This is a genomic window from Rhizobium sp. BK591 (assembly GCF_014195045.1).
Taxonomy (GTDB): domain Bacteria; phylum Pseudomonadota; class Alphaproteobacteria; order Rhizobiales; family Rhizobiaceae; genus Rhizobium; species Rhizobium anhuiense.
On the sequence record NZ_JACIAZ010000005.1, the window covers coordinates 310387 to 332596 of the forward strand.

The window sequence follows — 22210 nt, forward strand, 5'->3', positions numbered from 1 at the left end:
TCTCCGGCTTCAGATTCGCCCCGCAAGCGACGCCATCATGGAATCCCATGCATCGGCGGCCGGATCAAGTGCTGCCTGCAACGGCTCGAACTTCCTGCGGGTGACGGCGCGGGCAAGCTGGAACTGCACCGATTTCGCCACCTCGGAAATGCGCCTGGCATGCTCGGCGGCAGCCGCGAATTCACCGGCGGAAAGCCAGGTGAGGTAATCGGCCGCCAGCTCGAAATTGGCGCCTACCTGGCGAAGCGTGTTGAAGGCGTATTTGTGGAAGAAGCCGAACGGCCGTTCCGCTACCGCTTCGACCTGCTGCGGAAAGACGCTTGCAAAGGCGCGGATCGGGTTTTCGCGGGGACGCCTGATGAAATGAAAGCCGGCAAGCTGCCGCGCGGTCTTCCGCAGATGCGTTTCATCAGCCGGCTTTTCCGGAAACCGCGCAAATTCCGTATAGGGCAGGAACGGCGGATCGTTCTCCGTCAGATGCAGCTGGAACAGCCCGTCGAAATCCTCGCCTTCCAGGCGGAAATAACCGGCATTGTGAAAATAATCGACGCGCTTGGCCGCAACATCCAGCCGGTTGATCGCCACCGTCGTCTTGCCGTGCTCCTGCCGGTAGGCGGTGCCGCGCGTGTCCGGCATGTAGAAGGAATCCATCTCGATCAGGCAGAGACGGGCACGGGCGATCTGAACCTCGACATGGCGTTCGACACGGTCGTAGATGGCAAGCTCGGTGGCGCGAATACCGTAGAGCGCTTCGAGATCCTCGAGCGGCACCTTGAAGAAGGTGAACTGGTCGCCCTCGAAATCCTGCGTCAGGGTAAAACCCAGCATCGCCTCGGGCGCGACACCGGATGATGCCAGCACCTCGATCCAGAGATCGACATAGCAATTGGTTTCCGGCCAGGCGCGCTCACTGGAATGCAGCGCATGCGCCCGGTAGGTTTCCGGGTCGATTCCCGAAAATACCGATGTCATGGATGTGCTCAGCCCCACAGCGCTTTCCGTACGCTGGCCGGCCATTGCTTCACATCGAGCCCGTGATGGTGGAAGAGGGCAAGCGCGATGCGCTCCAGCCCGAAGCCGACGCAGGCGGTGTGCGCGACGCTGCCGTCTTCGAGATTGAGACCCCATTTCGTGCCGAAGGCATCCTGATGGTAGTTGAAGCTCATGCAGGCGGTCGGACTGGCAGCCGAGGTGATCGGGATCAGCAGCTCGAATTTCAGGTTCTGGTCGCGCTGATTGTTGGCGAGCATCTTGCCGGCGCGGCCGAAGAACGGATCGTTGGCGACGTCGATCGTCACGTCGAGACCGACGGCCTTCATCATCTCGACGCCGCGATCCATCCAGCGCTGGCGGAAATCGGTGACGTGCTGTTCAGTGCCCATGCAGACATATTCGCGCATGCGGAACAGCTGCTGGCGGGCAGGATCCTTCGACGGCTCATGGCGGAAGCAATAGGATTGCAGGTCGAAGAGGCCGCCCGTCTTTGGCAGATTGCCGCGCTTGGCGATCGTCGGATAGAGCGGATAGCAGGCAGCCGGCGTCAGCACGATGTCGGTCGCCTCCTGCCCCTTGGTCCAGTCCTCGCCGACTTCCATGCATTGCAGCAGGCTGACATGATCGAGTTCGCTGCCGCAGAAACTGTGCACCGTGCCAGCCAGTTGCGGGAAGCTCTTCATGTAACCGCTCTTTTCGAAAAAGGCGCGGTTCATGCCCGGCGGGAAGCGCATCGCCTCCGCGCCGTCGGCGCCGCCGAACCTGTCGATCAGCCGCTCGAAGGCAGCGATCACGTCTTCGAACTGGCCGCTGCGGCCATAGAGCCCGTCGATGCCGGTATCGATCAGCAGGCCGGATTCGAAAAGCCGGTCCAGAAACGAGGTCTGCATATCCATGACTGTCACCCCAGTAGGCTAGTGTCCTGCTTATGGACAAGAAGCATGCTCGACGTGTTGCCGAGGATGCGGTCGTTCGAGATCATCAGCTGTGCGGAATGCGCGTCGCGCAGATGGCGTCCGAGGCTGAACGGCGTGCCGTTCTTGTAGCCCATGATGCCGCAGATCAGCATGGCATGGTTGACGATCTCCAGGATCGTCTCGGACGAGGCGATCTTGACGTTGTTCATCGCCACCGCAAAGCCCATCGAGGACAGCCTGTCGACATCGGCCTTGGCATCCTCGTAGGCCTTTAGGCCGGCAACCACATTGGATTTCACCATCTGCAGCAGGTTCGAAACCTCGGCGAGGCGCAACGCGCCCGGCGGCTGGGCATCCGGCGCCTTGCGGGCGGCGGCGCGCACGAAGGCCTGGGCACGTGCGACGGCATCGACTGCGATGCCGTACCAGACGCCACTCCACAACAGGTGCGAGGAGGCGAGCATGGATTGCGCCGCGATCTCGGCGAAAGGCTTCGGCAGGATCTGATGTGCCGGCGCCTCGCCCTTGAACAGGAAGCCGTCGGAGCAGGTGCCGCGCATGCCCAGCGTATTCCAGACATGCGTCTTCTCGAGCGTATACTGATCCTTGAGGAAGGCCGTCAGCACCTGATCGGAGGAAGCCGCCTGCGCGTGGGCACGCGACGTGATGAGGATCGCGTCGGCATGCGAGCCGTAGGAAATGACTGTCGCATCCTTTTCGAGGCGGCAAGTATCGCCATCGACCTCGACCGCGCAGATGCTGTTGCGCAGGTTTCCGCCGATGCCGCCTTCGGTGGTGGCGGAAGCAATCAGCAGCTGCTCTGCGGCGATGCGGCGCATGAAGCTGCGATGCCATTCGCTGTCGGCGCCGTGTTCAACGAGGCTCGACAGCTTGATGTGATGCATGGCGAAGACCATGGCGCTTGCCGCGCAGGCCTGGCCGAGCATCGAGCACAATTCGGCGATCTCGGTGATCGAGGCGGATTCACCGCCGAGATGGCGCGGCACCTGGATGCCGAGCAGCCTTTCGGCCTTCATCGCCTCCACGGCTTCGCGGGGAAAGCGGCCTTCGACATCGACGGCATCGGCGTGCTTTGCCGCGATTTCGGCGACGCGGGCCACTCTTGCGACAAGACCGTCCTGCATGATCTTGACGGGGAAATTCATCAGGCGACCTTCCGGCTGTCCCGGATGAGATCGACGGTCCTGGCGATGGCCGAGATGCTCGCGAAGGATTTGCGGTTCAGGAGATTGTCGGGAAATTCGATGTCGAAGGCCTCTTCGATGCCAAGCATCAACTGCACGGAAGCAAAGGACGTCAAACCTGCCGCATAAAGATCGGCATCGTCGCCAACCTGGTCGATCGACACAGGAAGCTTGCCGAATTTGGCTACGAGGTCGCGGATTGTCGTATTCATCCCATCACTCCAAGATTCTCATGATCCCGAACCGGCGTTCATCGCCTTGTCATGAGCGTTCTTTTAGTGCGGAAAACAGAACATTCCGCTAATTTGTTGGGTTAAATATGACTAAGGCTCATAGTTAGGATTTTAGTGATCATTCCGGCATTATCGTAAACAACGATTTTCTATCAAAGACTTGGGATAATCTTGACGCTGCGACACACAATAGCTTCTGGCGTGACGAGTACAGAAATGACACGCAAACGCGCCGCTTTTTGTCTCAATCGGCCGGCGGATAGGAATGCTCGCCGCCGCGATAATCGGTGATGGAATAACATCCGTCGCCTGTCGCCCGGATAGCGCTCCCACTGATGACGGCCTTGCCGTGACCGCCTGGAATATCGAGAATGTAAGTCGGCTGGCAGAGACCGGAAATCCGCCCGCGCAACGCCGCGACGATCTTCTGCCCCTCCTCGATCGTCACTCTGAAATGACCGGTGCCGGGCGCCAGATCCGGATGATGCAGGTAATAGGGTTTGACGCGGATTTCGACGAAGGCCTTCATCAGCGCCGCAAGCACGTCGGGATCGTCGTTGACGCCCTTGAGCAGCACCGACTGGCTGAGCATGGCGATGCCGGCATCGACGAGGCGGGCGCAGGCTGCGCGCGCTTCCATCGTCAGTTCCCTGACATGGTTGGCGTGCAGCGCCACATAGACCGTCTTGCCGCTTGCTTTCAGCGCGGCGACCAGCGCCGCATCGATCCTCTCCGGATCGACGACCGGAACACGCGTGTGGAAACGCACGATCTTCACATGGGCGATCCCGGCAAGCGTCTCCATGATGTCGTGGAGACGGCGCGGGGAAAGCACCAGCGGATCGCCGCCGGTGAGGATGACCTCCCAGATCTCCTCATGACCCCGGATATAGTCGAAAGCGGCCTGCATCGCCGCGGCATCGAGCGTGCCGAGGCCCTGCGGCCCGACCATTTCGCGCCGGAAGCAGAAGCGGCAATAGACCGGGCAGACATGCACGGCCTTCAGCAACACACGATCGGGATAGCGGTGAACGATGCCTTCGACGGGGCTGTGGGCATGATCGCCGATCGGATCGGCGCGTTCCTCGCTGGCGATCGTGAGTTCGGCGATATCGGGCACGAACTGCCGGGCGATCGGATCATCGGGATCGGTGCGGTCGATGAGCTTGCTGATCACCGGCGTCAGCGCGATCGCATAGCGCGCGGCAACCTCTTCGAGCGTTGCGCGATCGGCAGATGCGGCGAGCCCTGCCTTCACAAGATCGTCGACGCTCTTGATCGGTTTGACGACATTCATCTTCCATACTCCGCAACCGGCGCCCAGAGCACCTGGTCGATGCGCGATGCTCCCGTTGCCAGCATTACCAGCCGGTCGAAACCGAGCGCGATGCCGCTTGCCTCAGGCATCAGCGCCAGCGCGGCGAGGAAATCCTCGTCGATCGGATAGGTCTCGCCGTAGACCCGCGCCTTCTCGGCCATCTCGATCTCGAACCGTCGCCGCTGTTCGGCAGCGTTGGTGAGCTCGCCGAAGCCGTTCGCAAGCTCGACGCCGCAGGCATAGAGCTCGAAACGTTCCGCGACCCTGGGGTCGCGTGCCGAGGGACGCGCAAGTGCCGCCTCCGAGACCGGATATTCGTCGAGGATGGTGATGCGGCCGAAGCCGAGATGCGGTTCGATCTTCTCGACCAGCACCCGGCTGAAGAGATCGGCCCAGCCATCGTCATCGGCAACCCGCATGCCGACGCGCCTGAGTTCGGCTGCCAGATGGTTGCGATCGGTCGAACCATCGGCGGCGACCGAGGCAAGAAGATCGATGCCGGCATGCCGCTCGAAGGCTTCGGCAACGCTGAGCCGCTCCGGCCCGGCGAAGGGATCGCTCGCGACGCCGCGATAGGCAAGCGTCCCCGCCTTTACCGTTTCTGCCGCCAGCGCCAGGATCCGCACGCAATCCATCATCAGGCTCTCATAGCTTTCGCCCGCCCGATACCATTCGAGCATGGTGAATTCGGGATGATGCAGCGGCCCGCGCTCGCGATTGCGATAGACATGGGCAAAACACGAGATCCGTTCCTCGCCCGCCGCAAGCAGCTTCTTGCAGGCGAATTCCGGCGAGGTGTGCAGGTAAAATGGAGCCCTTTGCCCGTCCGTCGTCAGCGCTTCCGTCGCGAAGGCATGCAGATGCGCCTCATTGCCCGGAGAGACCTGCAGCACCGCCGTATCCACCTCGATGAAATCCTCGCGCGCGAAAAACCCGCGCAACGCCGCCTGGATCGCATTGCGCCCGATCAGGAACGGACGGCGATCGGCATGTACGGACGAGGTCCACCAGGGGGACGCTTTGGCCGAAGAGTTCATTCCAAGCTTTCTTCGCCGGAGAAGCCGGTATGGGGTGGCTATTTCCCGGATTTTAGGTTAGTTGCGCCCCCAAAGAAAAACATTTGCGTCTTCGGGGCGTCTCGACAGTCCTCTACGACGCCGAAAGCCGAGTTACAAGGAAGTCTTATGGTCAAGGTCATCGCCTCTTCGGTCCGCAAGGGCAACGTTCTCGACGTCGACGGCAAGCTCTACGTCGTCCTCACCGCCCAGAACTTTCATCCGGGCAAAGGCACGCCGGTCACCCAGGTCGACATGCGCCGCATCGTCGACGGCGTGAAGGTTTCCGAGCGTTGGCGCACCACCGAACAGGTCGAGCGCGCCTTCGTCGAAGACGTGAACCATCAGTTCCTCTACGAGGACGGCGAAGGCTTTCACTTCATGAACCCTGGAAACTACGATCAGGTCGTCGTCGATGTCGAGACGATGGGTGACGACAAGGCTTATCTGCAGGAAGGCATGACCTGCGTTCTCTCAATGCATGAAGGCATTGCGCTGGCGATCCAGATGCCGCGTCACGTCACGCTCGAAATCACCGAGACGGAACCGGTCGTCAAGGGCCAGACGGCGTCGTCTTCCTACAAGCCGGCCATGCTGTCGAACGGCGTGCGCACCATGGTGCCGCCGCACATCAATGCCGGCACCCGCGTCGTCATCGCCACGGAAGACAATTCCTACGTCGAACGCGCCAAGGATTGATCCTGAGTTACAACTCTTGAAGAGACCGGCTTATGCCGGCCTTTTTGTATCCGCCTTCTTTGCAGCATGATGTTGTCCGAAAACCGCTCACACTTTTCGGCATCATGCTCTAGAGATGCGGGTTGCGCGGCCGGTATTTCTTGACGAGCTTCTGGTTGATCTCGGCCGCACCCGGCATGTTGGCGCTGAGATAAATTGGCGCATCGCCGGATTTCGAAAGCTGCGAGGCGACTTCGGCGAAGACCGCATTGATCACCGTTACCCCGACCACCGTCGAGACTGGCCCAACCCGAAGCCCCGTGCCTTCGAGATCGACAACGGCATCACCCGGTGGCAGCCCGTTGTCGAGCACCACATCGGCCACGTCGGCGAGCCGCCGGCGACCATTGGCGATCGCTGAGGAATAGGCGATCGACGTGATGGCAATCACCTTTGCGCCGATTTCGCGCGCATAGTCGGCCGCCTCGATCGGCGCGGCGTTCACGCCCGAATTGGAAGCGATGATGATGACATCGCCCGGCTGCATGCCGTAGCGCTCCAGCATCGGCCGCACCAGGCCCTGCGTGCGCTCATAGACCGAACTGATGACCGCACCCTCATGCAGCATGGCCGAGCCGACGAGCACCGGCACGGTGAAGGCGAGCCCGCCGGCACGATAGTGCACCTCTTCCGCCAGCATATGCGAATGGCCGGTGCCGAAGACATAGACGCGCTTGTCGCCGTGGGCAGCATCGAGGATGACGGCCGCGGCCTGCGCCATCGGCTCGGCAAGCGCCTGCTTCAGCTCTTCCAGCCGGCCGATGAGGTTAGTGAAATAGGCATCGGTAATGTCGGTCATCCCACGTCTCCTTGATGTCAGGCCGCTTCGCTGCCGAGCCAGGTGGCGGTGACGGCAAGCGCATCGGTGAGATGCACGAGATCGGCACGCATGCCCGGCGAGAGATGACCGCGATCGGCAAGCCTGAGGAAGCGGGCGGGATAAAGGGTCGCCATGCGCAGGGCCTCGGCGAGCGTCAGGTCGAGATAGGTGACGCCGTACCGGATCGTCGAGATCATATCGACGTCGGAACCGGCGAGCGTGCCGTCGGAAAGCACCAGCTTCGAGCAGAAGCCACCCCTTTCTCGCCGGACGGTGCGCCCGTTCAGCGTGAACGAGTCTTTCTCCGAGCCGACGAGCGACATCGCGTCGGTGACGAAGAACAGCTTGCCTTCGCCGCGCTTGGCGCGCAGGGCCGTGCGCAAGGCCTTCGGATCGACGTGATGGCCATCGGCGATGATGCCGCACCAGGTCGAGGGATGGTCGATTGCCGCGCCGACGAGGCCGGGTGTGCGGTGTCCCAGCTGGCTCATGGCGTTGAAGAGATGCGTGACGCCGCGTGCGCCGGCATCGAAGCGTTCTTCCGCCGCCTCGCTCGAACAATCGGAATGCCCGATGCTGACCGTGACGCCGGCTTCCGCAAGCTCGCGCACCTGGGCAACCGTCACCTGCTCGGCCGCCATGGTGACGAGCAACGTGCCGATCTCCTCGCGTGCTCGGATGAAGGTCTTGACGTCACGTTCCTCCACCGGCCGCATCAGCTCTGCCAGATGCGCGCCTTTTCTCGCCGGCGCCAGATGCGGGCCTTCGAGATGCAGGCCAGCGACGCCGCGGCTCGCCTTGACCGCCTCCTTGGCCGCCTCGATCGCGGCAATGGAGGCTTCCGATGTATCGGTGATCAGCGTCGGCAGCAGCGACGTCGTGCCATAGGGCCGGTGTCCTCCGGCGATGATGTCCATCGAAGCGGCGGAAGGCTCGTCGTTCAGCATTCGCCCGCCGCCGCCATTGACCTGCGCATCGATGAAACCGGCCGACAGAACCCCGCCCGCAAGTGTCACGATCTCGCCGTCCGGCAGATCGTTTCTTGCGACGATCGCTTCGACTCGGCCGCCGGCAGTGATGAGCGCCTTGTCGTCATGGAAGCGTTCGCCGTCGAAGATGCGGGCGCCAAGGAAGATCTTGCGGGCCATCAGACCGTCTCCGTCACCTTGAGCAGGTTTGCCGGTCTGTCGGGATCGAAGCCCTTGCGTCGCGTCACCGACTCGATCAGCCGGTAATAGACGAGCAGCGACACCAGCGGATCGACGAGGCCGCTGCCCGTGGTCGGCACGCGCAGATGGACGCCGGACAGCGGCTGCGCCGAGAAGCCGACGGTGGTGGCGCCGAGCTTCTGCAGGCGCTCCAGTGCCTGGACGTTGTTGGCGAAGGCGGCATCGTCGGGCGTAAAGGCGACGATCGGAAAGCCCGGCTGCACCAGGCGCATCGGACCATGCATCAGTTCCGCCAGCGAGAAGGCCTCGGCATGCAAGCCGGAGGTCTCCTTAGCCTTCAGCGCCGCTTCGAGCGCGATCGCGAAAGCTGGGCCGCGGCCGGCCGTATAGAGCGAGGTTGCGTTGAAGAGCACCTCCTCGGCCGCCGCCGTGTCGATCCCGGCTGTTGCCGACAGCGCCTCCGGCAGCTTGTCGAGCGCAGTCTGCAGATCGGATGCGCCGCCGATCGCAGCCGTCACCCCGGAAAGGGCGGCGACCGAGGCAATGAAGGATTTCGTCGCCGCGACACTCTTTTCGGCACCGGCATTGAGGCCGAGAACGATATCGGCCTGTTTCGCAAGCGGGCTGTCGGTGACGTTGACGACGGCGATCGTCGTCGCTCCGCCCTTCTTCGCCGCATCCTGCAGCGCAACGATATCGGGGCTGGCGCCCGACTGCGAGACGGTGAAATGGACGCCGCCCTTCAGATGCAGCGCGGCACCATAGACGGAAGCGATTGACGGACCGACTGAGGCGACCGGAACGCCGCAGGTGATCTCGAAGAGATACTTGAAGAAGGTGGCGGCATGGTCGGAGGAGCCGCGCGCCGCCGTGGTCACCACGCTCGGGCGGGCGGACGAAAACAGCCGGGCGATCTCGGCAAAGACCGGCTTTTCCTTTTCGAGAAGCGTGGCCACCACCTCTGGCGACTGGCCGGCTTCCTGCAGCATCAGCGACTGGTTCTCACTCATAGGTCATCTCCAATTCTCAATTCGGCAACGAAATCATAGGCATCGCCGCGATAATGCGAGCGGGTGTATTCGACGACGCGCTGGTCTTCCAGGCGCGAGACACGTTCGATCAGAAGCGCCGGCGCGCCTGATTTGACGTTCAGGATCGCAGCAGAAGACGGGTCGAGCGTGACCGCAGTGAGCCGCTGCAGCGCGCGCACGGGCCTGTGGCCGCTGGCCGTCAGCGCATCGTAGAGCGATCCCTCGCCACCGGCATCGTGCCCAAGGAACTTGATCGGCACCACGGCGCGTTCAATCGCCAGCGGCAGGCCATCGGCAAGGCGCAAGCGGTCGAGTCTCAGCACCGGCTCGTCGCCGCCGAGGCCGAGCAAGAAGGATTCCTCCGGCGACGGCGTATTGACCGCCCGCGACAATACCCGCGCAGCCGGCAGACGCCCGCGCGAGCGCATGTCGGCGGAGAAGGAGGAAAGCCGCCAGAGCGACTGCTCCATGCGTTCCACTCTGCTCGAGACGAAAGTACCGCTTCCGTGGCGCGATTCCAGCGCCCCTGAAGCCATCAGATCGCGATAGGCGGTGCGCACGGTGACGCGTCCGAGCTTCAGTGCCTCGGCAAGGTCGCGCTCGCCCGGCAGCGCAGTGCCGGGCTTCAGCAATCCTTCCTGAATGAGACCGGTCAGCGTCTGCGCCAGCCGCTTGTAGAGCGGCCCGGTCAGCGCCTCGTCACGCAGGCCGCGGTTCTTCAGTTCCGCTATCAGACTGGTTCTATCCATGGGCGCACAATAGAACCTATCTAGAACCAATCGGCAAGACGGAATCGAGCATAGAAAGAAAAAACCCTCACCGGTGGACCGGCAAGGGTTTCATAGCAATCAAATTTGACAGCCGTGCGTGCGCAGAAACTCAGTTCTTGGTGAAGATATAATCCGTCTCCTGGCGAAGCACCTCGCCGGGACGCAGGACGGCATTCGGAAAACCTTGGTGATTGATGGCATCCGGCCAGACCTGCGTCTCGAGGCAGAACCCGGCGAATGGACCATATTTGCGCCCGCCGATGCCGAGCGCCTCGGTATTAAGCTTGAAGCCGGCATAGAACTGCACGCCCGGCTCGGTGCTGCGCACTTCCAGCGACACCCCGGAATAGAGGCTGCGGGCAAGCGCGACGCTCCGCTTGGCGGTGCGCTCGGCGGACAGGCAGAAATTATGATCGTACAACACTTGTTCGCTGCCGACGAAACGCTTCATCGGCGCCATCTCGCGGAAATCGAACTCCGTGCCCTCGACGGAACGGATCTCGCCGGTCGGCACCTGCCTCTCGTCCGTCGGCAGATAGTGATCGGCAGCAATCATGATATCGTGGCCAAGCGCATCTTCGCGGCCGTCGAGATTGAAATAGGCGTGCTGGCAGACATTGGCGAGCGTCGGCTGGTCGCTGGTCGATTCGTAGGTGATCGACAGTTCGCCATTGCCATGCACCCGGAAAGTCGCCTGGATGGTGCAATTGCCGGGATAGCCGGCGCGGCCATCGGGATCGACGATCTTCAGCACCACGCGGTCGACGTCGTGCTCGACGATCGTCCAGTTGCGTTTGGCAATATTGTCGCTGCCGCCATGCAGATGCGTCACGCCATTTTCGTTCAGCTCGAGCTGATGGTCCTTTTCGTCAAGCGTGAATTTGCCGCCGCCGACACGGTTGGCGCAGCGGCCGGGGGTCGCGCCGAAGTAGGCCGAATAAAGGGGATAGCTGTCGAAATCGTCAAAGCCGAGCTGCAGCGGAGCGTCATGTCCCTCAAGGCGCAGATCCTGGATGACCGCACCCCAGGTCATAATCTTGGCCGTCAGCCCGCCGCCCTTGATCTCGACGCGATAGACGGTCTCGCCCGCCTTCGTCTGCCCGAAAACATCCCGCTTCAACTTATCCGACATCATCGACCGTCCATTCTATCCCGGCTGCCTATTCCTCATCGAAATCGATTTAGGAATTTCAGCGATTCAAACTGTTGCAGCGTCCTTGCACGGCTGACAAAGACGCGCGGGCGCTGTGGCGTTCCGGACCGGAACCTGCCCGCATTTGTTCCAAACCGCAACCGGGCGGAGTAGAAAGAAATGCTGCAGCAGCGATGCGGCATCGGCTCAAGGCGCGATGGTGCCCTCAGAGGTCCATGCCGATCTCTTCCACGTCATAGGGCGTCGTCTGGTAGATTTCGTTGATCCAGTTGCCGAACAGCAAATGCGCATGGCTGCGCCAGCGATTCTGCGGCGCAAGCGCCGGATCGTTATGCGGGAAGTAGTTGTGCGGCATCTTGATCGGCACGCCGGCATCGACGTCACGGAAATACTCGTCGGAGAGCGAGGTGGAATCATATTCGACATGGTTGAACATGTAGAGCCGCCGGCCCTTCTTCTCGTGCACGAGGCACACGCCCATCTCGGCTGATTCCATCAGGATCTCCAGATCTTCGGATTTCTCGATATCGGCGCGGCGCACTTCGGTCCAGCGCGACACCGGCACTTCGAAATTGTCGGAAAAGCCGTTGAGATAGATGGAGGAAGGCTTCAGGTTCCGGTGGCGATAAACCCCGAAGGCCTTCTCCTTCAACTCGTATTTCGGAACGCCGTGGAAATGATAGATCGCAGCCATCGCGCCCCAGCACACGTTCATCGTCGAATGGACATTCGTTTCCGTCCAGTCGAGGATCTGCTGCATTTCCGCCCAATAGGTGACGTCCTCATAGGGCAAAAGCTCGATCGGCGCCCCGGTGATGATGAAGCCGTCGAACTTGCGCTGCTTCACCTCTTCCCAGGTCTGATAGAAGGAAAGCAGATGGTCTTCGGAGGTATTCTTCGCCTTGTGGCCTCCGATGCGGATCAGCGACAGCTCCACCTGCAGCGGCGAGGCGCCGACGAGGCGGGCCATTTGCAGCTCGGTCTTGATCTTGTTCGGCATGAGATTGAGCAGCCCGATCTGCAACGGACGGATATCCTGACGGATCGCCATCGTCTCGGTCATCACCCGCACACCTTCCTGAACCAGGGTTTCGAAGGCGGGCAACGTATCGGGGATCTTGATGGGCATTGCGGTCACTCGATCAAAAACAAAAAACCGGCGGCGAAAAAAATCGCTACCGGTCCGCACGCGGCCCTTTAGCGACTTTTTTAACGTGGCTGCAAGCCGGCCGGCCAAATCACCACGGAGCACTTTAATTAGCCCCAGTCGGACCGCGAATCAATGGCGAAAGCATGCAGGCACGGCCCATGCAAGCATCATCACACTTTAATGACTGATAGAATCTGTTGATAGACCGGTAACGCCACCATGTTAATAATGGGGGCATGGGCGGTGTGGAAAAGTGTAATGGCAGATAAGATCGAGAGGAGGCCGGGAATCCGGAGGCAGGATAGGGTAGGGTATGATCTCAGCCTGACATATCGCCTCGGGGTGATGTTCTCAGCATTCTGGAATTCGGAAGTGCGTGGCAAGGTGCTGTTTCTGGCGACCGTGCTGATTCTCGTCATCTTGGTGACGTCCTACGGCCAAGTCATCCTCAATGAATGGAATGCTCCGTTCTACGACTCGCTGGAGCGCCGCGACCTCGGCGAATTCTTCCACCAGCTTGAAATCTTCGCGATGATCGCCGGCACGCTGCTGCTGCTCAACGTGCTGCAGGCGTGGCTGAACCAGATGACCGCGCTCTATATGCGCGAAGGTCTGTCGCGTGATCTCGTCGACCAATGGCTGAAGCGCAAGCGGGCGCTGCGGCTTGCTTCCAGTGGCCTGATCGGCGTCAATCCGGACCAGCGCCTGCACGAGGATTCCCGCAATCTCGCCGAAAGCACGACAGGGCTCGTTCTCGGCCTGCTGCAGTCGACCATTCTTCTGGTGAGCTTCATCGGCGTGCTCTGGGAGCTTTCGAGCGGCTTCATCTTCCGCATCAGCGGCCATAGCTTCTCCATTCCGGGCTACATGGTCTGGGCGGCGATCTTCTATGCCGCTTCCGCCTCGGTGCTGAGCCAGGTCGTCGGCCGCAAGCTGGTGAAGCTCAATGCCGACCGGTTCTCGAAGGAAGCCGAGCTTCGCTTCACGCTGATGCATGCCAATGAGAACATGCCGGCGATCACCGTCGCCCGAGGCGAGGAAAACGAGCGTCGGCGCATCAACACCGATATCAGCTCGGTACTGAGGGTCGTCAAGCGGCTCGCCATGGCCAATACCAACCTCACCTGGGTTTCGGCCGGCTACGGCTGGCTGGTGATCGTCATCCCGATCATCGTCGCCGCCCCCGCCTATTTCTCCGGCGGCCTCACCCTTGGCCAGCTGATGATGTCCGTCGGCGCCTTCAATCAGGTCAACACGGCATTGCGCTGGTACGTCGCCAATTTCGGCCCGATCGCCGAATGGCGCGCCACGCTGATGCGCGTCACCGATTTCCGTCAGGCGCTGCTCGACATGGACGAGGACTTCGACCTGAAGGACAGCATCGCCTATGAAAGCACCGCGCCCGATACGCTGACACTGAAGGATGTGGTGATCGTCGCCAAGATCGGCGAAGACATCGACGAATGCGGCGGTTTCCGCCTGCGTGAAACCAATGTCGTGATCAAGGCCGGCGAAAAAGTCATGATCAACGGCGATCACAGCGTCAATCGCAAGCTGCTGTTCCAGGCGATGGCCGGCCTCTGGCCGTGCGGCAGCGGCACGATGGGGCTGCCGCCGGTCGACGACATGCTGTTCGTGCCGCAGATCGCCTATGTTCCCGGCGGCACACTGCGCGAGGCGCTGGCCTTTCCCGAAAGTCCTGATGCCTACGAGAAAGCCGCCGTCGAGGCTTCCCTCGAGAAAGCCGGCCTGCATTCGCTGATCGCCAGGCTCGATACCCGCGCCCGCTGGGACAAGCTGCTCGACAGCGACGAGCAGAAGGCGATCGGCTTCGCCCGCCTGCTGCTCGTACGCCCGCGCTGGATCATTTTCGACGAGGTGCTGGAAGGCATGGAGCCGGAATGGCAGGAAACCATGGCCAAACTGCTCACCACTCTGCCCGAAACCGGCATGATCTATATCGGCCGCTCCGAAGCCTATCTCGAGGTGCTGAAGCCGCGCGTGCTGCATCTGCAGGCGTTGCCGTCAAGATCCGAGGAACCGCCTGTCGCCCAGACCGGCGGCAGCGCCAGTGCAGGCGCTGCCGCCGTGCCCGCGCCGGCGCTTTGATCCGTGCCGCCCCAAAGTGTGGAGCGGTTTTGGCATAACGGAATGCGTTAAGATAAAGATTTGAGCCGGCCGCTCACATCGGCGGCGTGATGCCGTTGAGGCCGACAGCCACCTGGCTGGCCGAGATACTGCCGTCAGCCGCCTTCTCGCCGGTGACGATAACCCCGGCGCCAGTCTTCAAATCATCCTTGGTCGCCGGCGCCAGTGTCACGATCGGTGTCGCATCGGCGATCGTGATGGTCTTTTCCTTGCCCTGATAGGTCAGCGTGATCGTGTGGCCTTCGACGGATTTGACGGCGTTGCTGACGGTCGCGTTGGTCATCTGGCTGTTCGGCTGCGCATCCCAGGGACGGTTCCCCTCGCCGGTCCCTTTCATCGACGCCGGAAAGATCAGCACTTCGATCGCCCCATCCGGGCCGTTGCCCTTCGGAAGCGAGGCAACGCCAACGAAATCGCCGGGCTTGATATCCTCGACCGAGGCTTTCCGGATACCGCCGACTTTCCAGCCGGCTTTCAGCGTGATCGTCGCATCGCTGCCTTCGCGCGTCTTGACAACGAGTTGATCACCGCTGAGGCTTTCGATGGCGCCGCGAATGCGGACGCGCTGGCTATCCTGCGCCTCGACGGCGTGCGATAGGGCAAGCGCGACAATGCCGCCGGCGGCAAGGGTTGTGAAAATTTTGGAATTGGGCTTGCGAGACATATGACTTTTCCTTGTCGCCATTGCGATCGGCAATATCCCCGGCTGCCGGGCGGCACTCTATGCCGCACGACGATCAACTGGCGAATCAAGGAAAGGTGAGCCGGCGCGTTTGGGAAGCCTCAGCCTTCCAGCTCTTCGCGCAGCATTTCGAGCTCCAGCCACTCCTCCTCCATTTTGGTCAGGCTGGAGCGCAGTTTTTCCATCTCGGCGGCAAGCCGGTTGAAGGCCGCGGCATCGCGCGTAAACAGATTGGGATCGGCCATCGCCTGTTCGCGCTTGGCGATCTCGGCTTCGGCTTTCGCCATCTCCTTCGGCAGATTGTCAAGCGCGAATTTCTGCTTGAAGGAAAGCTTGGTCTTGGCACTTCCTGCGGACGGCGCTGCCTCTTGCGTCTTCGGCTTCTCCGCCGCTTTCTCCGCCCTCTTGCGCTCCTCAAGCGCGCCCTTGCGCTGCGCAAGCATGTCGGAATAGCCGCCGGCATATTCGATCCAGCGACCGTCAGGCGCATCCGGCACGGCAGGCGCGATCGTCGAGGTCACGGTGCGGTCGAGGAAATCGCGGTCGTGGCTGACGAGAATGACGGTGCCGGGAAAGCCGGCGACGATTTCCTGCAGCAGATCGAGCGTTTCGATATCGAGATCGTTGGTCGGCTCGTCGAGGATCAGGAGGTTCGCCGGACGCGAGAGGATACGTGCCAGCATCAGCCGGGCGCGCTCGCCGCCGGAGAGGCTTTTGATCGGCGTCCGCGCCTGTTCCGGTTGGAACAGGAACTCCTTCATATAGCCGGTAACATGACGCTGCTCGCCGTTGACGAGCAGGTTTTCGCCGCGCCCGTCCGTCAGGTAGTTGGCAAGCGTATTCTCGGGATCGAGATCCTCGCGCTTCTGGTCGAGCGTCGCGATCTCCAGATTGGTGCCAAGCTTTATCGTGCCGCTATCCGGGGAAAGCTGCCCGGTCAGCATCTTCAACAGCGTCGTCTTGCCGGCGCCGTTCGGCCCGACCAGACCGATGCAGTCACCGCGATGCACGCGGATCGAGAAGGGCATGACGATTGTCCGGTCGCCGAAGCTCTTGGTGATCTTGTCGGCCTCGATCACCAGCTTGCCGGATTCCTGCGCGTCCGAAACGGTCGCCTGCACGCTACCTTGTGGCCCTTTGTGGCCACGATATTGCGAGCGCATCGTCTGCAGTTCACCGAGGCGGCGCATGTTGCGCTTGCGTCGCGCCGTGACGCCATAGCGCAACCAGTGCTCCTCGCGCTCGATCGCCTTGCCGAGCTTGTGCTGCTCCAACTCCTCGGCCTCCAGCACCTGGTCGCGCCAGGCTTCGAAATGCGCAAAGCCCCTGTCGAGCCGGCGTGAGGTGCCGCGGTCGAGCCAGACGGTTGCGGTCGAGACCTTTTCGAGAAAACGCCGGTCGTGCGAGATCAGCACCAAAGCGCTGCGGGTCTTCTGCAACTCGCCTTCCAGCCATTCGATTGTGGGAAGGTCGAGATGGTTGGTCGGTTCGTCGAGCAGGAGAATGTCGGGCTCCGGCGCCAGGACGCGGGCAAGGGCGGCCCGGCGCGATTCGCCGCCGGAAAGGGTCTTCGGATCTTCCTCGCCGGTCAGCCCGAGATGGGAGAGCAAATAGGTGACGCGGTAAGGATCATCGCCCGGCCCGAGACCGGCCTCGGCATAGGCCTGAACCGTGTTGAAGCCGGCAAAATCCGGCGCCTGTTCGAGATAACGCACCGTCGAGGACGGATGGCGGAAGACCTCGCCGGACTGTGCCTCGACCAGGCCGGCGGCGATCTTCAGCAGCGTCGATTTTCCCGAGCCGTTGCGGCCGACGAGACAGATCTTGTCACCAGGCTCGATCTGCAGCGCCGCCCCCGCGAGGAGCGGTGCACCGCCGAAGCTCAGGAAGATATCGTCGAGTTTCAGAATGGGAGGGGCCAAAATCAGACTCCGGAAAGATCATAGGGCCTGGCGAGCACGATCGCCTGGCCGCTGCGGAGCGAAAAGCGAACCTTGCCTTCCGCGACGTTGGAAATGGTGCGCGACGAGCCGAAAGGCAGATGAAAATCGGCCAGCGGATAACGCGCATTCTCGATGGAAAGCCCGATCAGCTCGCTGAACCCGGGCACGGAAAACAGGCTGCCCTTGGGAAGGTCCAGTTCGATCGTCCCGGCAATCAACGGCACGGCCTCTTCCTTGCCCGAGGTCAGCAGCACGTCGAAGCCCTCTTCCGCCAGGCTGACGGCCGACAGCAGATGCTGAAGCGCATGGTCCGAGCGTTCGCCGCCGAGCGCACCGGCCAGAATCAGCCGCCGCGCACCGCGCGCGATCGCTTCCGACACTGCGATTTCGCCATCGGTCGCCGCCTTCGCTGCGGGATAAGGCTGTTTCGGCACATCGGGAAATGCATCCTCGAGATCGGCGGGCGTCGAATCGAAATCGCCGACCCAGAGCTCGGGCATAATGCCGAGTGCTGCCGCATGCCGCATCCCGCCATCGGCCGCAATGAAGCGGCTGTCGCCGATGGCATGCCTCAGGCGCTCCGTCAGGCTGAGTTCGCCGCCAAGGAGAATGGTGAAGGTGGATTGGCTCATGGGCACTGCCCTTAGCGCAAACGGGGGGTCGAGGGGAAGGGGCGCCGAACGACGTGCCTCGCCTCAGCCCGGCGTATCCTTGTCGCGCGACAGGAAGACCGCCTCGTAACCGCCGATGAAACGCTCGAAAAGTATCGCGAAGCGATCGATATCTTCCTGCGGCCAGTCGGCGACGATCTCGGAGATGATCGCGAGCTTCTGCGCGACGATCTCGGCAAGCAGAGCCTGGCCGACCTCGGTCATGACGACAACGATCCGCCGCGCGTCGGCCTGCGAGGCCTCGCGGCGCAGGACGTTGCGCCCGACCATGTCGGCCACCACGCGGCTTGCCCGTGACGGATCGATGCGCAGCATCTCCGCGATCATGCCGACCGTGACCTCGCCGGCAGGCTGCGCCCTCCGCACGGCATCGAGCACATCGAGATGCGAAAGTTCAAGGCCCGGTGCGGCACTCTGGATCGCCAGCCGACCGATCAGCCGCCGACCGGTCATCAATCGCATGCGCGCCATGCTGCGGCCGATACGAGGCACGTTTTCCTCATTCGGCGTGGCGGATTGCGCGGAAATGGTCTTGGTCAGCACGTCACTCATGACGAGACCATAACAGAGCCGATGCGGAATTTGAACATGCTGATGTCAATAATGTGCTGTTGACAATTATATGCTGTTAGCACATAAAAGCTCATCAAACCCGGAATGACGCTCCCATGGACATGCAATTCGTGCCTGCGCCGCTCGTGACCGATCCTCGTCGCCGGCTTATCCTGTTCTTCTTCCTGATGACGGCCATGTTCATGGCGACGCTGGACAATCAGATCGTCTCCACGGCGCTGCCGACGATCGTCGGCGAATTCGGCCATCTCGAGCGCTTCGGCTGGATCGGTTCGGCCTATCTCCTGTCGCTGAGCGCCGTCATGCCCCTTTACGGCAAGCTCGGCGATCTCTTCGGCCGCAAATATGTGATGATGACGGCGATCACGATCTTCACCGTCGGCTCAGCGGTCTGCGGCCTTGCGGTCTCGATGGACACGCTGATCGCCGCCCGTGTGCTGCAGGGCCTTGGCGGCGGCGGCATCATGGTGTCGATCTTCGCCGTCAACGCCGATCTGTTCGAGCCGCGCGAGCGGGCGCGCTATCAAAGCTATTCCAGCCTCGTGCTGATGGCATCTGGTGCGATCGGCCCGGTGCTCGGCGGTACGATGAGCGATCTCTTCGGCTGGCGCTCGATCTTCCTCGTCAATGTGCCGATCGGCTTCATCGTACTTGCCGGCCTTGCTTTCATGTTGCCGTACCGAAAACCGCATCGCCGACCGAAGATCGACTATGCAGGTGCACTTCTGCTTGCCATGACGACGACAAGCATCGTGCTTGCCACCGACAGCAGCGAACTGTTCGGCGCATTGATCTCACCCCAGAGCGTCGGCATCGTCGCCTTCGGTGTGATCTGTGCCGTCATCTGGGTTTTCACGGAGCGCCGCGCGCCGGAGCCGATCGTTCCCCTGCAGCTCTTTCGCAATTCGACCTTCAGCCTGCTCCTGGTGATCTCGATCATGGGCGGCGCCATCGCCATCGGCATGGTCAATTATCTCGCCCTCTTCCTGCAGACCACCACAGGCCTTTCACCGTCCGCCGCCGGCCTGCTCTTCATCCTCCTGACCGGCGGCCTCGTCTGCGGATCGTTGACGGCAGGCCGCATCATCTCGAGGACGGGGCGCTACAAGCCCTTCGCCATCGCAAGCCTCACCTGCAGCGCCACCGCCTTTGCGCTATTGTCGCAGGTCCATGCGGGAACGCCGATCGCCTTCATCGGCGCGATCATGATGCTGCACGGTATCGGCATCGGCCTTGCCCAGCAGGTTCCCATCATCGGCGTGCAGAATGCAGCACCGGCGCGCGACGTCGGTGCGGCCACCGGCTCGGTGACGCTGTCGCGCATGGGAGGCGCTTCGATCGCCATCTCGATCTACGGCGCGATCATTGCCTCTGGGCTCGGCACGGTCGGCATTTCCATTCCCGGCGTCACCGATATCGAGCAACTGACGCCAAAGATGATGGCTGCCCTTCCCGAGCCAAGCCGCCAGGCCGTGGCCGATATCTATGCTGCCGCTTTCTCGCCGCTCTTCATGACCTCCTGCGCCATTGCACTGATCGGCCTTGTGGCTGCCATCATGCTGAAGCCAGTGCAATTGCCCCGCGCCGGCGAGACGGAGAAGCCGCAAGCGGCGACGGCGGAAGCTGCCGAATAGTCGAATCGCCCCGCGGAAATGCCTCACCAAGAGGCGCTCCCTCACAAAGAACATATTTCTGGTTGCGCTTTTCGCGCATGGCTGTCGCGGCCGCGCCGGTTAATTCAATCGGCCCGTTCTTTTTCCGCGCCGTTGACGAATCTCCGCTCTGTGACGGAACTTTCGCCATAATTTCATCCGAGCGAAGGGAGGCCTCAATGCCCGAGGCTTGCCAAAATGCAACGGCGCCACATTTAAACAGAGTCTCGCTATGCAACCGATGCGTAAATCAGCTACAGCAAGGACTTGTATCGGCCGATTGTGCAGCGCGAGATCAGGGGTGCGCACCTGTTGAATTCCCCTTGCCACGGTCGGTTTGAATCTGCGGCAAACCGGCAAAACAGCGACATGATGCGGAGAAACAGACTGGACAGCTTGACGACGTGGAAATCGCCCGCGCTTTCCAGTGATGCCATCTCCACGCCGCGGCGCTTCGCGCGTCGCCTAATGCTGCTTTCAGCCCTCGCAATGGCGCTGAATGGCTGTCAATCGCTGATCGACCAATCCTATCAGCCGAGTGTTTCGCCTTCTTCCAATCCGCAGATCGTCGACGAGGTGCAGAAGAACGACCCGCGCGCGGCGATGGGCGCCCGTGAGCATCCGCGCATCGTGGCAAGCTACGGCGGCGAATACAAGGATGCCAAGACCGAACGCCTCGTTGCCCGCATCGCCGGCGCGCTGACGGCGGTGTCGGAAAATCCGAGCCAGTCCTACCGCATCACCATCCTGAATTCGCCGGCGATCAACGCCTTTGCGCTGCCGGGCGGTTATCTCTATGTCACCCGCGGCCTGCTCGCCCTTGCCAACGACGCCTCGGAAGTCGCCGCCGTGCTGTCGCACGAGATGGGCCATGTGACGGCGAACCACGGCATCGAGCGGCAGAAGCGCGAAGAGGCTGAGGTCATCGCCAGCCGCGTCGTCGCCGAGGTGCTTTCCAGCGACATCGCAGGCAAGCAGGCGCTGGCCCGCGGCAAGCTGCGGCTCGCCGCCTTCTCCCGCCAGCAGGAGCTGCAGGCCGATGTCATCGGCGTGCGCATGCTCGGCGAAGCCGGCTACGATCCCTATGCCGCAGCCCGTTTCCTCGATTCGATGGCGGCATACAGCCGCTTCATGTCGGTCGATCCCGAAGCCGACCAGAGCCTCGACTTCCTGTCGAGCCACCCGAACTCCGCCCAGCGCATCGAGCTTGCCCGCACCCACGCCCGCGCTTTCGGCCAGGAAGGTTCCGTCGGCGACAAGGGCCGCGATTATTATCTCGATGGCATAGATGGACTGCTCTACGGCGACAGCCCGGAGGAAGGCTATGTGCGCGGCCAGACCTTCCTGCATGGCGGTCTCGGGATCCGCTTCGACGTGCCACCGGATTTCCACATCGACAACAAGGTCGAAGCCGTGATGGCCACCGGCCCGAACGACATCGCCGTCCGCTTCGACGGCGTCGCCGACAATCAGAACCAGAGCCTCACCAACTATATCTCCAGCGGCTGGGTGACCGGTCTCGACCCCTCGACCATCCAGCCGATCACCATCAACGGCATGGAAGCAGCCACCGCGCGCGCAAGCGCCGACCGCTGGGATTTCGATGTCACCGTGATCCGCAACAATTCGCAAATCTTCCGCTTCCTGACCGCCGTGCCGAAAGGCAGTGACGCCCTTGAGCCGACGGCCAATGTCCTGCGTGCGAGTTTCCGGCGTATGACGCCGGCAGAGGCAGCCTCGCTGAAGCCGCTGCGCATCCGCGTCGTCACCGTCCGGCCGGGGGAGAACATCTCGACGCTCGCCGCCCGCATGATGGGCACCGACCGCAAGCTCGATCTCTTCAAGCTCATCAACGCCCTGCCCACGGGCGCAGCCGTTTCACCGGGCGACCGCGTCAAGATCATCGCCGAATAAAAGAGGCCCGGCTTACGCCGGGCCAGTCTGTGCTGCTGGAGGGGACAAAGCATGTCGCGCAAAACTGTGCAGCGG

General features: G+C 62.1%; 20 protein-coding genes and 1 riboswitch. Of the genes, 4 read left to right on the forward strand and 16 right to left on the reverse strand.

Annotated elements, in window-relative coordinates:
* Window positions 1-9 precede the first annotated feature (9 nt).
* The 6 genes from FHX10_RS23480 to epmA all read right to left on the reverse strand — a co-directional run bounded on the left by FHX10_RS23480 (window position 10) and on the right by epmA (window position 5703).
* Window positions 10-972, reverse strand: coding sequence for a DUF1839 family protein (locus FHX10_RS23480; RefSeq protein WP_063473910.1), 963 nt, complete (start codon window positions 970-972; stop codon window positions 10-12).
* Window positions 973-980: 8 nt separating this feature from the next.
* Window positions 981-1889 carry an amino acid--[acyl-carrier-protein] ligase gene (locus FHX10_RS23485; RefSeq protein ID WP_063473835.1) on the reverse strand — a complete coding sequence of 303 codons (909 nt, stop codon included), beginning with the start codon at window positions 1887-1889 and terminating at the stop codon, window positions 981-983.
* Window positions 1890-1894: 5 nt separating this feature from the next.
* The gene (locus tag FHX10_RS23490; protein WP_047615710.1) at window positions 1895-3076 is read right to left on the reverse strand and encodes an acyl-CoA dehydrogenase family protein; all 1182 of its coding nucleotides are present in this window, start codon (window positions 3074-3076) and stop codon (window positions 1895-1897) included.
* The gene (locus FHX10_RS23495; RefSeq protein WP_028757744.1) at window positions 3076-3327 is read right to left on the reverse strand and encodes an acyl carrier protein; all 252 of its coding nucleotides are present in this window, start codon (window positions 3325-3327) and stop codon (window positions 3076-3078) included. Before FHX10_RS23495 ends, FHX10_RS23490 begins: the two co-directional genes overlap by 1 nt.
* Window positions 3328-3592: 265 nt before the next feature.
* On the reverse strand, window positions 3593-4645 hold the full coding sequence (locus FHX10_RS23500) for a lysine-2,3-aminomutase-like protein (protein WP_063473836.1): 1053 nt from the start codon (window positions 4643-4645) through the stop codon (window positions 3593-3595).
* Window positions 4642-5703 carry an EF-P lysine aminoacylase EpmA gene (epmA, locus tag FHX10_RS23505; protein ID WP_047615719.1) on the reverse strand — a complete coding sequence of 354 codons (1062 nt, stop codon included), beginning with the start codon at window positions 5701-5703 and terminating at the stop codon, window positions 4642-4644. Before epmA ends, FHX10_RS23500 begins: the two co-directional genes overlap by 4 nt.
* Before the next feature lie 147 nt (window positions 5704-5850).
* Between epmA and efp the strand changes: the two genes are divergently transcribed.
* Window positions 5851-6420: an elongation factor P gene (efp, locus tag FHX10_RS23510; RefSeq protein ID WP_028758989.1), complete on the forward strand. Its 570-nt coding sequence runs from the start codon at window positions 5851-5853 to the stop codon at window positions 6418-6420.
* A gap of 109 nt (window positions 6421-6529) precedes the next feature.
* Here the strand turns inward: efp and FHX10_RS23515 are convergent, their stop codons facing one another.
* From FHX10_RS23515 to metA, 6 genes are all read right to left on the reverse strand, one after another.
* Window positions 6530-7258: an SIS domain-containing protein gene (locus tag FHX10_RS23515; protein WP_063473837.1), complete on the reverse strand. Its 729-nt coding sequence runs from the start codon at window positions 7256-7258 to the stop codon at window positions 6530-6532.
* Window positions 7259-7275: 17 nt separating this feature from the next.
* A complete protein-coding gene (gene nagA, locus FHX10_RS23520; protein ID WP_063473838.1) occupies window positions 7276-8427 on the reverse strand; it encodes an N-acetylglucosamine-6-phosphate deacetylase in 1152 nt (383 codons plus the stop codon).
* The gene (locus tag FHX10_RS23525; RefSeq protein ID WP_063473839.1) at window positions 8427-9458 is read right to left on the reverse strand and encodes an SIS domain-containing protein; all 1032 of its coding nucleotides are present in this window, start codon (window positions 9456-9458) and stop codon (window positions 8427-8429) included. Before FHX10_RS23525 ends, nagA begins: the two co-directional genes overlap by 1 nt.
* Window positions 9455-10228 carry a GntR family transcriptional regulator gene (locus FHX10_RS23530; protein ID WP_028759060.1) on the reverse strand — a complete coding sequence of 258 codons (774 nt, stop codon included), beginning with the start codon at window positions 10226-10228 and terminating at the stop codon, window positions 9455-9457. The genes FHX10_RS23525 and FHX10_RS23530 overlap by 4 nt, the downstream gene beginning before the upstream one ends.
* 130 nt (window positions 10229-10358) lie before the next feature.
* Complete coding sequence (locus FHX10_RS23535) at window positions 10359-11381, reverse strand: aldose epimerase family protein (RefSeq protein WP_063473911.1); 1023 nt, start codon at window positions 11379-11381, stop codon at window positions 10359-10361.
* A 226-nt stretch (window positions 11382-11607) separates the two neighbouring features.
* Window positions 11608-12531, reverse strand: coding sequence for a homoserine O-succinyltransferase (gene metA / locus FHX10_RS23540; protein WP_028759058.1), 924 nt, complete (start codon window positions 12529-12531; stop codon window positions 11608-11610).
* A 48-nt stretch (window positions 12532-12579) separates the two neighbouring features.
* Window positions 12580-12657, reverse strand: a riboswitch (SAM riboswitch).
* A 114-nt stretch (window positions 12658-12771) separates the two neighbouring features.
* On the opposite strand from metA, the gene FHX10_RS23545 reads away from it, so the two are divergent.
* Window positions 12772-14661: an ABC transporter ATP-binding protein/permease gene (locus FHX10_RS23545; RefSeq protein WP_184390393.1), complete on the forward strand. Its 1890-nt coding sequence runs from the start codon at window positions 12772-12774 to the stop codon at window positions 14659-14661.
* A 73-nt stretch (window positions 14662-14734) separates the two neighbouring features.
* On the opposite strand, the gene FHX10_RS23550 is transcribed toward FHX10_RS23545, so the two are convergent.
* The 4 genes from FHX10_RS23550 to FHX10_RS23565 all read right to left on the reverse strand — a co-directional run bounded on the left by FHX10_RS23550 (window position 14735) and on the right by FHX10_RS23565 (window position 18548).
* Complete coding sequence (locus FHX10_RS23550; protein ID WP_028756518.1) at window positions 14735-15364, reverse strand: DUF5666 domain-containing protein; 630 nt, start codon at window positions 15362-15364, stop codon at window positions 14735-14737.
* Window positions 15365-15483: 119 nt separating this feature from the next.
* The gene (locus tag FHX10_RS23555) at window positions 15484-17304 is read right to left on the reverse strand and encodes an ABC-F family ATP-binding cassette domain-containing protein (protein WP_028756519.1); all 1821 of its coding nucleotides are present in this window, start codon (window positions 17302-17304) and stop codon (window positions 15484-15486) included.
* Between the two features lie 2 nt (window positions 17305-17306).
* Window positions 17307-17957, reverse strand: coding sequence for a thiamine diphosphokinase (locus FHX10_RS23560; protein WP_028756520.1), 651 nt, complete (start codon window positions 17955-17957; stop codon window positions 17307-17309).
* A 63-nt stretch (window positions 17958-18020) separates the two neighbouring features.
* Window positions 18021-18548, reverse strand: coding sequence for a MarR family winged helix-turn-helix transcriptional regulator (locus FHX10_RS23565; RefSeq protein WP_028756521.1), 528 nt, complete (start codon window positions 18546-18548; stop codon window positions 18021-18023).
* 116 nt (window positions 18549-18664) lie between these two features.
* Between FHX10_RS23565 and FHX10_RS23570 the strand changes: the two genes are divergently transcribed.
* Window positions 18665-20203 (forward strand): MDR family MFS transporter, encoded by a 1539-nt coding sequence (locus tag FHX10_RS23570; protein WP_028756522.1) that lies wholly within the window; start codon window positions 18665-18667, stop codon window positions 20201-20203.
* Between the two features lie 387 nt (window positions 20204-20590).
* Window positions 20591-22135: a M48 family metalloprotease gene (locus FHX10_RS23575; RefSeq protein WP_028756523.1), complete on the forward strand. Its 1545-nt coding sequence runs from the start codon at window positions 20591-20593 to the stop codon at window positions 22133-22135.
* Window positions 22136-22210 lie beyond the last annotated feature (75 nt).

Bases quoted from the DNA above. Each gene is read 5' to 3' on its own strand.
- FHX10_RS23480 (WP_063473910.1), bottom strand. From the start codon at position 972: ATGACATCGGTATTTTCGGGAATCGACCCGGAAACCTACCGGGCGCAT.
- FHX10_RS23485 (WP_063473835.1), bottom strand. From the start codon at position 1,889: ATGGATATGCAGACCTCGTTTCTGGACCGGCTTTTCGAATCCGGCCTG.
- FHX10_RS23490 (WP_047615710.1), bottom strand. From the start codon at position 3,076: ATGAATTTCCCCGTCAAGATCATGCAGGACGGTCTTGTCGCAAGAGTG.
- FHX10_RS23495 (WP_028757744.1), bottom strand. From the start codon at position 3,327: ATGAATACGACAATCCGCGACCTCGTAGCCAAATTCGGCAAGCTTCCT.
- FHX10_RS23500 (WP_063473836.1), bottom strand. From the start codon at position 4,645: ATGAATGTCGTCAAACCGATCAAGAGCGTCGACGATCTTGTGAAGGCA.
- epmA (WP_047615719.1), bottom strand. From the start codon at position 5,703: ATGAACTCTTCGGCCAAAGCGTCCCCCTGGTGGACCTCGTCCGTACAT.
- efp (WP_028758989.1), top strand. From the start codon at position 5,851: ATGGTCAAGGTCATCGCCTCTTCGGTCCGCAAGGGCAACGTTCTCGAC.
- FHX10_RS23515 (WP_063473837.1), bottom strand. From the start codon at position 7,258: ATGACCGACATTACCGATGCCTATTTCACTAACCTCATCGGCCGGCTG.
- nagA (WP_063473838.1), bottom strand. From the start codon at position 8,427: ATGGCCCGCAAGATCTTCCTTGGCGCCCGCATCTTCGACGGCGAACGC.
- FHX10_RS23525 (WP_063473839.1), bottom strand. From the start codon at position 9,458: ATGAGTGAGAACCAGTCGCTGATGCTGCAGGAAGCCGGCCAGTCGCCA.
- FHX10_RS23530 (WP_028759060.1), bottom strand. From the start codon at position 10,228: ATGGATAGAACCAGTCTGATAGCGGAACTGAAGAACCGCGGCCTGCGT.
- FHX10_RS23535 (WP_063473911.1), bottom strand. From the start codon at position 11,381: ATGTCGGATAAGTTGAAGCGGGATGTTTTCGGGCAGACGAAGGCGGGC.
- metA (WP_028759058.1), bottom strand. From the start codon at position 12,531: ATGCCCATCAAGATCCCCGATACGTTGCCCGCCTTCGAAACCCTGGTT.
- FHX10_RS23545 (WP_184390393.1), top strand. From the start codon at position 12,772: ATGTTAATAATGGGGGCATGGGCGGTGTGGAAAAGTGTAATGGCAGAT.
- FHX10_RS23550 (WP_028756518.1), bottom strand. From the start codon at position 15,364: ATGTCTCGCAAGCCCAATTCCAAAATTTTCACAACCCTTGCCGCCGGC.
- FHX10_RS23560 (WP_028756520.1), bottom strand. From the start codon at position 17,957: ATGAGCCAATCCACCTTCACCATTCTCCTTGGCGGCGAACTCAGCCTG.
- FHX10_RS23565 (WP_028756521.1), bottom strand. From the start codon at position 18,548: ATGAGTGACGTGCTGACCAAGACCATTTCCGCGCAATCCGCCACGCCG.
- FHX10_RS23570 (WP_028756522.1), top strand. From the start codon at position 18,665: ATGGACATGCAATTCGTGCCTGCGCCGCTCGTGACCGATCCTCGTCGC.
- FHX10_RS23575 (WP_028756523.1), top strand. From the start codon at position 20,591: ATGATGCGGAGAAACAGACTGGACAGCTTGACGACGTGGAAATCGCCC.